The organism is Paraburkholderia sediminicola, assembly GCF_902859805.1.
Classification (GTDB): Bacteria; Pseudomonadota; Gammaproteobacteria; order Burkholderiales; family Burkholderiaceae; genus Paraburkholderia; species Paraburkholderia sediminicola.
This window is the reverse complement of record NZ_CADIKC010000010.1, coordinates 16,488-31,303: the sequence shown is the minus strand read 5'-3', so window position 1 is coordinate 31,303 and position 14,816 is coordinate 16,488. Positions and strand designations below refer to the sequence as shown.

The 14,816-nt window shown below is 61.8% G+C and carries 7 protein-coding genes; all 7 read right to left on the bottom strand.

The genetic code is table 11. The features are described from left to right. Positions 1–195 precede the first annotated feature (195 nt). The 7 genes from R8871_RS29100 to R8871_RS29070 all read right to left on the bottom strand — a co-directional run bounded on the left by R8871_RS29100 (position 196) and on the right by R8871_RS29070 (position 14,803). On the bottom strand, positions 196–915 hold the full coding sequence (locus tag R8871_RS29100; RefSeq protein WP_246287830.1) for a c-type cytochrome: 720 nt from the start codon (positions 913–915) through the stop codon (positions 196–198). Continuing rightward, on the bottom strand, positions 897–2,282 hold the full coding sequence (locus tag R8871_RS29095) for a cytochrome C (RefSeq protein ID WP_175053570.1): 1,386 nt from the start codon (positions 2,280–2,282) through the stop codon (positions 897–899). Before R8871_RS29095 ends, R8871_RS29100 begins: the two co-directional genes overlap by 19 nt. Positions 2,283–2,579: 297 nt before the next feature. Further along, positions 2,580–4,274, bottom strand: a complete 1,695-nt coding sequence (locus tag R8871_RS29090) for a c-type cytochrome (protein WP_175053569.1) — start codon at positions 4,272–4,274, stop codon at positions 2,580–2,582. Between the two features lie 2 nt (positions 4,275–4,276). Beyond that, the gene (locus R8871_RS29085; RefSeq protein ID WP_175053568.1) at positions 4,277–5,110 is read right to left on the bottom strand and encodes a LolA-like protein; all 834 of its coding nucleotides are present in this window, start codon (positions 5,108–5,110) and stop codon (positions 4,277–4,279) included. Positions 5,111–5,136: 26 nt separating this feature from the next. Then, complete coding sequence (locus R8871_RS29080) at positions 5,137–5,976, bottom strand: LolA-like protein (protein ID WP_246287828.1); 840 nt, start codon at positions 5,974–5,976, stop codon at positions 5,137–5,139. A gap of 42 nt (positions 5,977–6,018) precedes the next feature. After that, positions 6,019–6,519 (bottom strand): hypothetical protein, encoded by a 501-nt coding sequence (locus R8871_RS29075; RefSeq protein ID WP_246287826.1) that lies wholly within the window; start codon positions 6,517–6,519, stop codon positions 6,019–6,021. Between the two features lie 13 nt (positions 6,520–6,532). Next, entirely contained in the window at positions 6,533–14,803 is an 8,271-nt protein-coding gene (locus tag R8871_RS29070) for a choice-of-anchor Q domain-containing protein (protein WP_175053567.1), read from the bottom strand. Between the last annotated feature and the right edge of the window lie 13 nt (positions 14,804–14,816).

Sequence of the window (14,816 nt, the reverse complement as noted above, 5' to 3'; positions counted from 1 at the left end):
CGGGGGGAGACGGAGCGCAAACTGTTCGCCACATCGCCGCTGATGCCGCCATCCGAGGCGATCTCAACAATGACGCGGGCGTTCTTGCAGGTGCCGCTGCCGTGCAACGGTGCATCCGCGTTGCACAGGCCAGCCGGACGGCCTGGACTCTGAATCGCCACGCCCAGGGGCGCAGCGACACGTAAGGCTGCTTGCTCATTGATCGGCCGGCGGGCTGGCCGCCGCCTCCGTCTCTGGCGGAAACGCTTCCACGAAGGCCGCTACGGCGCGCATATCCTGCTCCGACATATTGCCGCATACCGCCTTCATGACCTCGCCGCGAGGTCTCTGATCGACGTGGCTTTGGAAAATCAATAGCTGCTTGATGATGTAGTCTGCGTGTTGACCGGCGAGCCGCGGAAACTGATTCATTCCCTCGCCATGCTGGCCGTGACACGAAACGCACGCCGCGACGCCCTTGTCCGGCAACCCGGACGCATAAATCGCTTTCCCTTCGCCGATGAGCGATTGATCGCCGGGCTCACCCAGAACCGGCTTCTGATTGGAAAAATACGCTGCGAGTTCTTCGATTTGCGCCTCGCTCAGGTGCGTAAAGCCCCACATAAACCGCTGGGCGTTCGGGTCCGATCGGGCATGGACCTTGAAGTCCGTCAATTGATCGACAAGGTATTCCTTTCGCTGCCCCGCCAGCTTGGGAAAGACCGGCGATACCGAAACGCCGTTCACGCCGTGACAGTTCGAGCAGACCTGCAGGGCAATCGTCTTTCCGGCGACAGCCGGACTATCGACAGCCCTTGACCGATCCAGGTCGTGACAGCCCGACCCTGCGAGCAACATCCCAAGGGAGATGATTTGCGCCATCTTTTTCATGTCACGAACCTCCTTACCACCCAATGTCACCAATACGCGGCCCATAAATAGACGAACAGCGTGTCATTGTCCGATGCGTTTCGCCCGCTGCCGTCGTAGTTGGATCGGGACCCGAGGTATTTGGTGAAATGCGTGTACTGCAGGCCGACTCGAATGTTCTGCACCGGAATCCAGAATATCTCGGGTATCCATCCCTGCGTGGCAGGAGAAAAGTTCGCGCTGCTGGCGTAAGCCACACTATCGGTGCTGCCTGTCACATTGAAGAAAGCAAGGCTCACGCCATACTTGGCCTGATAGATGTACGACATTTTCAGCAGCATCGACTTGAGATTTGCTGATTGGCTGTCGCCTAAAACGAAATTATTCGGATCACTTATATTTTCATGAGTGTAGCGGGCCTGCGCGGTAATCGTATGCGGATCAAGCAGGTATTGATACTGCGCATCCATGCCAATATCGCGATAGCGGGTTACGCCCTGTGTGAATATCGGGAAAGCGTTTGGATCGTTGGGATAGACGTCGGCAAGCAACCCGAACGTCCCCAGCATGATGTTATGCGGGCCCCATTCGCGAGTCAGCGCAAGGCGCCAATACGGGTTGTAGCCTTTCAGATAAGTCTGCGGGTGGGCCAGGTCTCCGGCCTTGCTGCCATGGCTCAAAAACGACCAGATACCGTCGGCGGTGCTGTACGCAGTCACTTCCGCGTAGATCAACTTGTTCCAGTACAGGTAGCCGCCAATGCCGACGACCTGCTGCGCCAATGCCCCCTCGATGAGAGGCGTAAACTGCGGAGACCCGACCGCGCTCGTCGACGAAGAGAGGTAGGGGTAGCTCCATGCAGGCGCGGTGTTAAAGACGTCCTGCACAGTCGGATTGTTGTGCAACGTTACGCCCAGTATGAAGTCGCTCGCTTCGCCAATGATCCGTTCCACGTAACGGACATCGGTATTGTCCGATGCCCATTTACCGATCCACCTGCCGTCGCCATTCTGGTGATCGTAGTTCGTGTAGGTATATTGAGCGAACGCGCCGATCTTATCCGTGATCTTCCCGGCGAGGAAAATGCTGGCCGCATCCCACGTCAGATTTCCATCCTTGGGCGAAATGGGATTCCCGTTGGCGTCGTTGTTGTGCCGGGTTTTGGTCGCATCGACTGTTCCCATCACAGCGAGCGGGATGGTGCGTTCGCCGAGCGTATATCCGTTCAGCTTGAACATGCGCCCATACGGCGTGAGTTCGGGAAACTGACCGCCGGCGTGGCATGCCACGCAGCTTTGCCCCGTTTGGCGTGCGAATATAGGCAGAGCGTGTGCGGGCATAGCCTGGAACAGACAAAGCGCCACGAAGGCAGCCAGCAAACCACAGCGAATCAGCCCATTAAATACAGGAATACTGATAATAGTCTTTGCCATGGCTATCTCTCCCTGCGCCGTGTTTTACACCTCTACCAACGGCGGCTAAAATCAAAGACTGCATTCCTGTGTTGCGCCTGACGACAACGAGCGAAATGAGCAGAGAATCTTGCGACTACAGCGACCCATTCCGATGAGGCAATTGTTCCTTTCGCCACGTTTTCATTGTGCAAACGGGAGACGGGAAACGACATGGGTCAACGTCCTATTCTTGCGGTAGGGGAGACGCCCGGCCGCGCAGGCAATAGCGTCTCGTGAGTTCTCGCGCGCCGGTCCACGCCTCGTCTCACGACATCGTCACGGCACCATCCAGCCCCCGTCGGCAACAAGCCGGACTCGATCCGGCCCGGCAAAGCGGACGATGTAACCGCCTTTGGACGCGAAGCGCTGCCCCGGCGCCAGCGTCAGGCGCGGGTAGTAGCCAGTCAGGATGCGGCGTTCAAGCATGTCCTGGATGCGCTCGATCAGGTAATCCCTCTCGAACGCATCGACCATATGGCTAAGCGTCTCCGCCAGCAAACCGCACGCGAGATAGGTGTCCGCCTGGACCTGCGGCGCGACCATCGGGATTTTGCGAATCGAGAACCAGCCGAACGCATAGTCGACACGGACACGCCGTCCGTCGGGCAAGTCGAATGGATACGCGAGGCGCGTGACGCCGCGCCAGCTCGCCGACAACGGTGTGCTATCGAGCCCGCCCAACAGTCCCGACATGAACACCGTGTCCGACGGCGGTGGCAAATGCCCAAGCGCCTCGACGTCGGGCGGACGCAGCCATAGCACCAGCACATCCCCACGCGAAATTCCGCGCAGGGAATGCGCGACGCTGTCGCCCGGCGCAAGGGCGCGGCTCGACACCGCGATGCCATGGCCCTTCAATGCGGCGGCAAGCGCCTCTGCACCCCGCTCGCCGCTGTCGCCCGTGCGATAGACCTGCCAGACCTTTGGCTTCGCTTGCGTGAGCTTGCCACTGCCTTCGTCGAGAATCCGTCTGGCAAGCAGCGCCGCCTCGAGCAGAACCCCTTTCGAGAAATACACGGAATAGAAATCCTGGTCGGTTTCGACCGGCACTTCCACGTTGGGAAAAAGGCACGGCACGGCCTCCTGCTCGCAGAAGTCGTGGATCGGCGCCCAGTTCTTGCCGCCGAGTCCCGACAACACAGCAAACACCGGCTGCTCCGCCAGATAGCGCTTCAACTGTTCATGCCACGTCGACGGCGGTCCGCTCAGCTCCCATACATGCAACTCCCAGCGACGATTGACCATGAACATCATCTTGCGCGACGAGCGCAGCGGCGGCGTCGCGCCGAGAGGAAACACGTTCTTGTCATCGAAGTACTGTTTGAGCACATCGAGCATGCCGCGTCGCTTCACGGGGTCCGCATCCGGTGTGATGATCGTCGCGAAGTGCAGCACCGTGTCCGTGACACCCGTGGACGCACGTCGATCGAGACGCTTCAGATAGCCGATCAGCGCTGCCATGTCGGTGTCGTTCAGTGCGTACTGCGGCATCAGATTGCTGAGCGGCTTGCCTTCCGAGTCAAGCCCATCGCGTATTGCTCTTGCAATCGTCGCATCGGTGTAGGGCTCGCGATTGGTTCGCATGCCGGGGATATAGGGGATGTCAAGATCGTCGGGACTGTCCGCGCGAGGATGGACCAGATACCGGTCGGTGATCGGCGGAATGTTGTTGTTCCCCTCCCGGGATCCGAGGCCGCTGCGCCGATGGCAATTCATGCAGGCCGCGGCGGCGCCTCGCAGGTTCACGCCACCATCGTGCATCGCCTCGAGCTGCTCACCCGAACCCAGCACGCCTTTCTGGAAGATCGCTTCCCCCGCGTTCGCTGGCGTAACCGGCGGCGTTGACGGGGCAGCGTTCGTCTTGCCCACCGGCACCATCGACGCGGCGAGCAAGGCACATTGAACAAGCACGAGCGCCGCGAGCGATCGTGCTCGTGCGATGGCACGTCGGCTGGCCCGGGCGCGGTCCATGGCTAGGGGCTCGGGCGGCTCAGGGCGGGCGGCGTCGACGGTGACGGCTCGGCGTTGATCGAGACCGAACTGTGCCAGCCTTGCGAAGCTGGCCTCGTGAACATCCCATCGTCAAGCGGCGGATTGAGCGACACTTTGTCGATCGTCAGCTTGTCGCTCTTGCCGGCCGCCGCTACACCGCTTTCAATCGTGAACGGTATCTGCAAACCCTCGACGTCCTTGTAGTCGCTGTACTTCACTTCCACTGTGATCGGCCCGTGAGGGCCCCGCGCTACGCGGTCGTACTTCACGTCAAGAAAGCTCTGTGCGTCGACCCACACATGACGGGTCACACCGGAAGGCAACTTCACGCCGAGGCGATACGCCTCGTGTCCGTCGACCTTTTCGATACCTTCAAGCGCGACATCGACACCCTTCGCCTGATGGTCGATCAGCAAGCCGTCGATGACCTGCTCGTCGTGCGCCGACCTCAGTTCGTCCATGGTGTACGGCCGCGCTTCACCACTGCCCGTGGCGCTCGGACTCACCTTCCAGCCCTGTTTGCCGTTGAACATTCTGACAGCCCGCCGGTTGAGCACGGTGATCTCGAAGCGTGTCATGTTCGGACGTTTCAGCGCGAGGGCAAACGGCAATTCCTCCGCGGGTGTGTTCGCGCTGTCCACGTGCCCGACCCAGACCATCGTCTGGATCTTCCTCCATGCGTCGAGCCCGCCCCTCGCGGCGACGTTCTTCTCGACAATCTGATCCGCGCTCAGATCGTGCTCCGGTATCTGCTCGCTCGCGTACACCGCCGCCGTCAGGCAGCCGATGAGCACCCACAGTGCGATTCGTGTCATGGCAGTGGACCTCGCACGGATGTTGGCTAGTGGCTAGCCGCTTGGGGCTGTTGGCCCGGCACTTTGGCCATGGCCAGTTGCGGTTTCGCGAACAGCGTGTCGTCCGCCGGCGGATTCACCGTGACGTGCTCGATCGTCAGCTTGTGCGTCGGCTTGACACCGCTGACCGCGGTTTCCAGCGTGTGCGGAATGACGAGCCCATTTTCTTTCCTGTAATCGCGGTAGAAGATGGCGACGTTGTGCATCCGCCCGTCGAGCTTGCGTGGTTCGCCGTCGATCTTCAGTTCGAGAAAACTGCTTGCGTCGATCCAGATGCGGCGCGACGTATTGTCTTTTTCCGTCAGCTTCAGGACGTACGCGCGATGTCCTTCGACAGATTCCATGCCGAGCGCTTCGACCCGCGAGCCCTTGCTCGCATAGTCGATCAGCGGCCCTTCCAGATCGGCCGATGCCGCTGCCGATTTAGCCTCTGCAGGCGTATACGGTTCGACTTCGTTGCGTCCGAGGAAAGGCCTGACCTTCCAGCCCTGCGCGCCGTCGTAGACCTGAAACGCCGTCTGCTCCTTGAAGCGGATCTCGAAACGGCTCTTGTTCGGCCGCTTCATCGTCATCGTGAAAGGCAGCCTGGTGTTCTTCGTGCCGCCGGCTTCGATCTGCCCCGACATCGTCATCGTATTGACCGCGTGCCACGCCTGAAGCCCACCGCGTGCCGCGACGTTCCGCTCGACGATCTGTGCCGCACCCATGTGACTCGCCGCCGCGGCTTGTGCCGTCCCTGCGGTCGAGGCCGCGAATGCAACCGGGCCGGATGCCAGAACACCGGCCACCGAGACCGCCGAAATCGCCTTCAAAAGAAATCGACACATGACTCACCTCCCCCAATTGTGTTGCAAATCGCCGTGCCGCGATCATTCGACGATCAGTCCGTCGACATGAAGCGAACCGATGAATACGTCGACGCGCTCGCCGGCCTTGATCGGACCGCCCTTGTTGGAAAACACCATCCAGTATTCCTGCCCGGCTTCGAGTGGACCGGTCTGGCGCAACTGCCCAATCTTGTCCATGACCGGAATCTCGAGCAGCGCATGACTCGTTTCGCCGTACAGATAGGCGGTGGCGGTCTTCTCGCCGAGCAGATGGGCCGCCACCGGATCCGTCACGCGATAGCTGAAGCGAATCAGATTGCCCGATGCCGTGCTGCGCACGCTCAGGTTGTCGATGCCCTTCATCATCCCGTAGTAGTTCTTCGCATGCTGCGACATGTTCACCGGCAAATACGGCGAGTGCCTGAGCGTGGGCGCTCCCGGTGGGCTCTGCTGGGCGGCGGCCCCTTGAACGAGTGCCGCGGCCAGACAGACGCTGCTCGCGAACCGCAGCGCCGGCTTCATCATGGGGAAGCAAAGTTTCATTGCCGCGCCCCTCTCACTTTACGACCGGCGGCTGCGTCTGCGCCGGGATCAGCGGTGCCGCCGCCGGCGGTGTCACGGCCGGCTTCGGCGTCAGCGCCTGGACGAGGCCGAGCAGACTGAGCAGGCCGTCCGTCGAGCCGCCCAGCGCAAGCGGATCGATCGGGGTGCCGCCGCCGAGCAGGCCCGGCTGCACAAACTCGACTGCGCCGATGTCGTATCCGAGCCCCTGCGGCCGCGACGTGCCGAAGATGTCGTGATTCGGCGCACCGGTCGCCGTGCCGGCATTGATTGCCGGCGAACCGGTATTGATCGAGTAGTTGCCCAGTACTACGTTGTAGCCGGTCATGCCCGACGTGAGCGCTTCGTTGAACAGCGACAACGGACCGTACGACATGTTGATCCACTGATTGCCTTCATCCGGCGTCGCCGACGGCATCAGGGTGAACAGCGGATTCGGCAGAACCGTATCGGCGATGCCCGGCGGCACCGTGATGCCGATTCCGCCGGCTTCCGGCGGCACACGCGAACCGTTGCAGTACTGGTGCACCACCGCCGGGTTCAGATTGCTGTTGTGCGCCCCTGGGTAGTCACCGGCGTCAGTCAGAATCGAGTACTGCGGGTGCATCGTCAAAGCCGCTTGACGACTGCTGGCCGAGGTGTCGCCGAACGCGCCAATGTCCCAATAGACTGCGTTCGGATCGCAGAAGCCTGTCGTCTTCCCTGCCTGATTCAACGACGGGTTCAACGTGACCGCGTTCTGCAGGCCCGCGATATTCGGATTCTTTCCTCCCACGGTGATATAGAACGTGCGGTTCTGCCAGAACACATCGTTGGTCAGCACCGGGTTCGAGAACGTCGTGCAGTTGGGCAGCCCGGCCGGACACGCCACACCTGGATTGGTGAACGCGACGATGAAATTCTGCGTGTGCCGCGCGGTCTCCAGCCCCGCCGGCTCGAAAGTCGACGTCGTGATCGGCGAGCACGTCGTTTCCGATCCCACCGTGGTGCAGTTTGGCGGCCCGACGTTGGCCTGGGTGGCAGCGGGCGTGTTGAACAGCACGCCTGCGGACGCCGTCGAGTCGTTGGCGACGACCGTGTTGTTGACGAAGTTCACGGCCACCGCATCCTGCAGCGAGACACCGCCTCCCGCCCACCCTGCCACGTTGTTCGCGATGATGTTGTTGGTCACCTGAACCGAATACCACGCGTTCGGGTTACTCGGGCTGCGCTGCACGTCGGTACCGTTCACGTTCTGAAGTCGCAGGCCACCGCCCTTACCGCTTTCCGCCGTGTTGCCGACAATCAGATTGCCGTCGATCACAAGCTTCGGACCAATGCCGTCTGAAAGCTCAGGCGCGCAATCGGTGTCCACCGCAGCGTTCTCGCAGAACGTGCCGTCAGGCGGTACGCCCTGGGCGATGATGCCGCCGCCGTAGGTGGGCAGCGTCGGGTTGTTGCTCTGGTTAAACAACACCCAGTTGTGCGAGATGTCGCCGTTATAGCTGAACCCGAAGTGCGCGACACCACCACCGTCGCCGGCACTCATGTTGCCGCAGACCCAGTTGTAGTTGAAGTGATAGTAGTCGGCACCGTTGCAGAAGGTCACGCCGCCCGCTGACGAAGGCGTATTCGAGTTGATTTCGTCGCCGTACGAAGCATTCGACGTCACCGAGTTGTGGTGAATGTTCACATGCTGGTTGAGCAGGAACGGCAACTGCGTGACGCCGTCCGCGGCGATGGTCGCTTCGGCGGTTTCCACCTGACCGACCGTGATACCGCCTGTGAGCGTCCCCGCGTTGGCGAAGACACGATTGTTCGAAACCTCCGTGTAATGGTTCCAGCCATGCAGGAATATCCCGCCACCGCCCTGCGAACTATTGGTGAAGGTCATGCCGTCGATACGCGACGGATTGCACAGGAAGTTGCCCGGGTTGTTCGTGCAATCCGGCGGGTTCGGCTGAAGCAAGGTCGGGCCCGTGAGCGGCGTGCAAATACCGTTCGCGACGCAGTTCGGGTCGGGTTGGGTCACGCCGCCCACCGTCACGTCCTTCACGCCCTTGGCGAGCACGGTAATGGCCGCGCCTTCATACGCGCCCATCAGCGTCGGCTCGATCAGCAGTTCAGCCAGGTTGCCGTTGAGATTGAAATCCCATCCCGAGGCGGGTTCAAACGGTATGGCATCCACCTTGCGCTGCATCGCGGTCGGACAGGAATACGTGCCGGTCGGGTCGTACGGATTGCTCGACGAGATCAGGCCGCCGTTCAATGCATCGCCGAAGAGACAACCAACCTGCCTGCGCCACGGGTCCATCTTGCCCGACGGGTGCGTGTTCGCGTTGACGGTCACCGCCGTCGCACCGACACCTTGCAAGCGGACCGGCTTCCACATCAACAGCATTTCGTTATAGACGCCCGGACCGACGACGATCATGTCGCCCGGGGTCGCCTTGTCGATCGCGGTCTGAATCGCGTTGCTGGTGGCGTTCTCGCCATTCACATAGGTGGGCGTCTTGCCGCCGATCGTAACCGTAACCGTGTCGATCGAGCGCTTGCCGTTGCCCGCCGTGATGACGAGTTCACCGCAGAACGTGGGGTTCAGCACATTGCGCTGCTGGATCGTGCAGCTCGACTGGGTCGGCAGCAGGATCGGCACCAGCACCTTGATCTGCGTATCGCTCCATGACTGCACGATTGCATTCACGCCGCCGATCGTCACCGATCCCGTTCCCTTTTGTGCCCCGAAGCCATAGTGCCGCGTGAGGAACTTCTGGTTGAACGGCGCGTTGGTCGCGGCCGGACCCGTGTAGGCATGGTTCGGCACCTGCGCATTGCCCTGCGCGTTGATGGTCAGCGTGTGCAGCGGAGCGCTGACCCACGGTCCGGAGCCGCCGCTGATCGGGTCGCCCGTTACGCTGGAGATCGCCGGCGTGGCATCCGGGTACGCGCAGTCAGGCTGGTTGTAGCCATCCGCGAAGGCCGAGACCGGCACCACTGGCGTATCCATGTACTGGGTCTGTCCAGGCATGAACGGAATCTCGTAACAGAACTGGCTGTAAGCCGGGTTGAACAGAGGATCGCGAACCGTCTGGCCGGGATGCGCCGGATCGGGCATATCAGGATCATTCATGCAGGCGACCATCATCGTCGGTGCATAGCCAGTCGGGTTCGGCGGATTGACCTGCCAGGTCGAGTAGTTCAAGCCGTTGAAGATGCCCCATTGGTCCGTATAGGTGCGAGCGACTTCGTTGCCGGCAAAATCCTTCATCGAGATCGGCACGTTCGGCACCGCGAACTTTTCGCCGAATTGCGGCGAATACGGATCGAACTCCGAAGAGAAGTCATCCAGCATGAAGCCGGTGTAGTGCGCGGCGACATGCGTCGAACTGAAGATCCAGAACTTCGCCAGCGCCGTCATCTGGTTGGACACCGTCACTTCCTTGCGGTCGCACAGGTTCCGCGAGGCGCCCGCGAACGGCGCGACTTCCTGCGAGCCCGGGAACAGGCTGATGAAGTCGGGCACGATGCGCAATTCACCGACACAAGGCCAGAACTCTTCAATGCTGCCCGTGTCGCCCTCATTCCGGGGATAGGTGTTGGAACCGAGATTCTGGGTCGGATTCTGCGGGTTGTTTCGGTTATAGGTGGAGTTCACCGCAGCCTGGTCGGGCAGGATGAAGATGGCGCCGATGCCGGCGAATTGCTGCGTGACCGGGGCAATGTAGTTGTCACCGATCAGGATGTTCTTGTCTTCCTCCTTCACCAGTTCGTAGCCCGGCGGCACGATCACTTCGACCACGTACTTGCCGGCAGGCAGCATCTGCGTACCGTCGCCCGAAGGATTGGGAACACAGACCGTGCAGTTCGTCGCGGTCGGCTTACCAGTCGTCGTATTCCGGCCAGTCACGCTCGGGAATTTGTACATCCCGTCGTACGGCGCAGGCTGCAACTGGTTGAACGCGTGCATGCCGTCGTAGCACTTGAACTGCGAGTGCGCCGGCAAAGCACGCTTCTGCGCATCGAGCCACTGTGGGGTGTCCTTCAACGTGAAGAAGAACGGGTCGGTTGTCTCCTGTCCCGGACAGTTCATGTTAGGCACGCCGTCGGAGCGGAAGCCCTGCGCCCAGTCATCCCAACTGGCGGTCTTCGTCGTGTCCACCAGCGCCAGGCTGGTGGTGCCGTCCGCCGCAATACCCTCCTCATACAGGTTCACCGTGACGTTCGGCACGTCCGGTGTCCATTTCGTGTGGATCAAGAGCGATGGATCGTCGAACGGCCGCGTCGATGCATAGATGACTTCGCCCCGGATGCCGCCGTTTTCAGTCGCACCAAACTGTGCCTTGCCAAACTCGATGAAGGAGCTCTGCCCAGAGAAGCCCTGCCAACCCATCGTGGTTACCCACGGCGGATCGACTCTGCCAGTCGAAGGAGTCGTACCCGAGCGGTCCTTGCAGTCCGCATCGTTGCAATACACCGCCCCCGGCACCCGCAGATTCGTCGGCAGGTGCGCGGTCGAGGATTCCAGCGTGTTGGCGTAATTGGCAGCGATAGTCGAGGTGCCGCCGCCGGGTGTGCCGTCGGGCGGGCCGCCCGCGTCATAGACCACATGCACGCCAGTCTGCTTGAAGCGCGTTTCGTCGGTGTCGACGACATACCAGTTGAACAGCGGGAACACTTCGTTAAACGACGCATAGCCGTTCAGGTCCGTGTTGTTGAAGTTCGAATAGCTGCCGTCACGGAAGCGGACATTGGTCGGAACCAGCGCGAGCCCCGGGTCGCTCGCCTGCGAGACACCCGAGCCGTTCAGGTCCATGAAGGTCCGGGTGTAGAGATTCGTGTGCCACTGGAGCACCGAAATATCTCCGACATCCACGGTCTGGCCACCCGCCAGTTGTACCGCCGTCGCGAGCCCATCGACGATCTGATCGTTCCATTGATCGAAGATCGTGATTCTGAACGTGCCTGCGGGCAAGCCGCTAAAGCTGAACGTTCCGTCCGCGTTGCACTTGGTGAACGCCATATCCTCGCCGTCCGGGTCGCCGACGCTGATATAGCATTGCGTGAAACTCAGTGAGGTGCGCGAGCCGGCGCCATACAGATTCTCGTTTGGCGGACGGGCGTAGTGCAGGTTCGTTACCCTACCCTTGAGTCCGTTGTTGCACGTCGCACCCGCGCACAGGAGCGGCAGGCGAGCATTGATGATTTTCGGATTGGCAAACCCGATCGCCACGTGAAAGCCTGCCGGCCCGAACTCCTGGAAGTATGCCGGCCCACCCACCTTGATGAACGCGTCGTGTGCCTTCTGTCCGTCCAGCGTGTTCGTCTGCAGCCATTCCTCTCCCCTGCCGATCCGGTCGGCTGCCGGGGTCGCGACGATGCCGTAGCGGCCGGGCATCAGGTTCGCAATGATGGCCTGACCGACGAGCGGCGAAATCGTCTTGCCGTCCGACTCGAATTTCGGACACGTCGGGACCATGCCGACAAGACCGTCGGTCGACGTCGAAATCGGGCAGGCATTGAGCCCCGAGATCGGGTCGATGGTCCCCTGCAAGGAATTGGACAGCGGCATGTTGAACATGTCGTAAGTCATCTGTCCGGTCGCGTCACCGGTGCCGCCCGCATCGTCCCAAAGCTTGATTTCGAAACCACCGAGTCCCGGCTCGCGGGCGGTGCCAAACGTATCGGTGCCGCCACTGACGTCCACCTCGCCATTCAGCGGGGCGTCGTCTTCGAAGACGAACACCGAGACCTTCGCGGTCGCCATCGGCGTCTCCTGCAACAGCACGTTGACGCTGGTCTGTCCGGGTGCGATCGGAGCGCCGCCCATGGTGTGGCCGCACTTACCCGTGCCCGGCGCAAAATCCGCGCCGCCGGGCCCCGACGGGCAGTCCTTGGAAATGTCGAACTGTCTCTGCGGCCCGGTCGGGTTCGCCGGATTGACCGGTTGCGGCAAGCCCGCACCATTCCCAAAGCTGTTACCGGCGTCCCCCGGCAAGATCGAGATGTAATAGTGCTTCGTCGGATCGAGCGCCACCTGGCTCGGATTGACGGGCACCTGTTGCGCCGCCGTCGTGCGGCACACGCCGTTGCCGATATCGCACACGGCCGGCAAGTGCGAGTTGCTCGCCGGGTCATATACCGTTTGCCCCGACTCGCAGGCGACCTTGCCGACACAGCCTGCTGCCACCACCGGCATGTAGCTGGTGTGGAAGTTTGCGCCCAGGCTCGGAACTGGCAACGGCGGGCAGGTAGCCGGACGCGTCGTCGCGGTTGTCTGGCATGCGGGATCGATCTGGAACGTACGGTCTTCCTCGATGATCCAGCGGTAATCCGCAAGCTGAACCGGCGTCTTGCCCGGCGCCGTGCTCGGCGCGTCCAGCGGCTTGACGACAAGTCCGCTGCCGCCCTTGAACGTCACCGTCACGGTCGCGGCAGTGCTCGACGAGTTCTGCGAATTCTTTGCCGTGTATTTGAACGTCATGGTGGCCATCGCACTGCTGCCCACCGGCGGCGTCGTCGGAATCGCGGTGAACGATCCGTCCGGATTCAGCGTGACGGTCCCGCCTGTCACTGCGCCCGAGATCGCTGCGGTAAGCGGCAGCCCCTTCGGATCCGAGGCATTGGCCAGCACGCCGGGCGCGCCGATCTGCAGCCGCGACGCAATGTTGCTGACGTAAGCGCCATTGCCGGCCACTGGCGGGCCAGACAGACAGCCGTTGCCAGCGCTGCAGGCGGATAGCGTGACCGTCGCCGATACCGCGGGATTGCCGTTGGCCTGATACACAAAGCTGTCCGCTGTCGTACCGGTATTCGGCACGTAGACGAACGTGCCGTCCGGGTTCAGCGTCAGCGCGCCGCCGGTGGTCGTTGTCTTGACCTCCACGCCGTAAACATTCACGTCCTTGGCTTTCACGCCCTTGGCCGGGTCCGACACGGTCAATGTGGTGCCAGGGACAAAGAAGTAGGTGGAGGAATTGGCGATCGCATTCTGATTCGCGGCGCCCGCCGTAGGCAGCGCGCCGCCATTGACGGCAACGTAGCCCTGCATCCCGCCGTCACGCTGATTGTTGGTGGACAAGCTCAGTTCGCGATCAAACACCGGAAGCGCCGTAGCGCCTGTAGCCGGTGCGTTCATCATCACGTCGTAGGTCTTGCCGGCCGCCAGAAACACTTCAGACTGGACTCGCGGATTGCCGGGCAACACATTGCCGTCCTCGGCAATCAGCGAGAAACCGGAAGCAACAGGATTGCCGGTTTGTGCGCCGACTACCGACGGAACGTGCATCCGCAAACCTGCATTCACGAAACGCATGAGCACCTGGCCTGTAGCGACAGGCGCGGTAGCGGCAAACGAAGACCCGCCGGGATTGGTCCGGTCGAAGGCGACGCCGTTGATCAGGTAGTAGCGCGGATCGTAGTTCACGGTCGGCGGATAGCAGGTGCCGAACGCCGTCGATTTCGAATCGCCGCAGCCGCCGGGCTGACCCGACCACGCCAGGGTTTCGCTGAAGCCCGTCGTCGTCACCGCCGCTGCGACGGCCGTGTTTTGCACGGGATCGATTTCGCTCAGCACGAGCGGTACGTCAGCGTCATAGCAGATAGCCGGATTCGTATAAGCCTGATACCGCTGCGAGGCCACCGGGCAGCTCACGGTTCCGCCAACGGGTGCTTTCACCACCAGCACGCCGTAAAGCCCCATCGGTCCCTGGATCGACGGATGTGTTCCCGACTCGATCAGATAGGTGCCAGGGCTGAGGTTGCTCCAGGTAAGCGAGGTTGTCTTGCCGGTCGCCACCTCGGTTGCAAACGACTGGACACGAGGCTCCTGCGCGGGCGGCGTGAATGTCGCGCCGCTCGCGGTGCTGGCAATCGGCCAGGTTGTCGCGGTTTGCGTCGGATGCGGGGGGCTCGGCATGCTCGTCGCCGTTGTCCCCAGGCCGCCACCCAACTGCCCCACGACGACGAGCGAGGTCGGCACGGCACCGGGCAAGCTATTGGTGAGATTGACCGTCAACGGTCCTGGCGGCACGGTGATGACCACAGGCGACCAGTTCGCTCCGGCGCCCGGATTGGTGGCCGCACAGGTCGCCGGCGCAACCGCAGCCGGCGTACAGGTGTACCCCCACATCGGCACCGCCTGCCCGTCGGGCAGCGTGGCCGTCGTCGCCTTCGCTGTCAGATTGACGACTTGAGCAAACGATATGCTGCTGGCAGTCAGCAGAATCGACGCTGTGACCCCTGCCTTGAACACGTCGAAGAGGGTCGCCTTAAACTGAGTGGATCTCATCGCGCTTCTCCCC

Coding starts and splice junctions, on each gene's coding strand:
- R8871_RS29100 (WP_246287830.1), bottom strand. CDS start 915: ATGGGCCGCGTATTGGTGACATTGGGTGGTAAGGAGGTTCGTGACATG.
- R8871_RS29085 (WP_175053568.1), bottom strand. CDS start 5,110: ATGACACGAATCGCACTGTGGGTGCTCATCGGCTGCCTGACGGCGGCG.
- R8871_RS29070 (WP_175053567.1), bottom strand. CDS start 14,803: ATGAGATCCACTCAGTTTAAGGCGACCCTCTTCGACGTGTTCAAGGCA.
- R8871_RS29090 (WP_175053569.1), bottom strand. CDS start 4,274: ATGGACCGCGCCCGGGCCAGCCGACGTGCCATCGCACGAGCACGATCG.
- R8871_RS29095 (WP_175053570.1), bottom strand. CDS start 2,282: ATGGCAAAGACTATTATCAGTATTCCTGTATTTAATGGGCTGATTCGC.
- R8871_RS29075 (WP_246287826.1), bottom strand. CDS start 6,519: ATGAAACTTTGCTTCCCCATGATGAAGCCGGCGCTGCGGTTCGCGAGC.
- R8871_RS29080 (WP_246287828.1), bottom strand. CDS start 5,976: ATGTGTCGATTTCTTTTGAAGGCGATTTCGGCGGTCTCGGTGGCCGGT.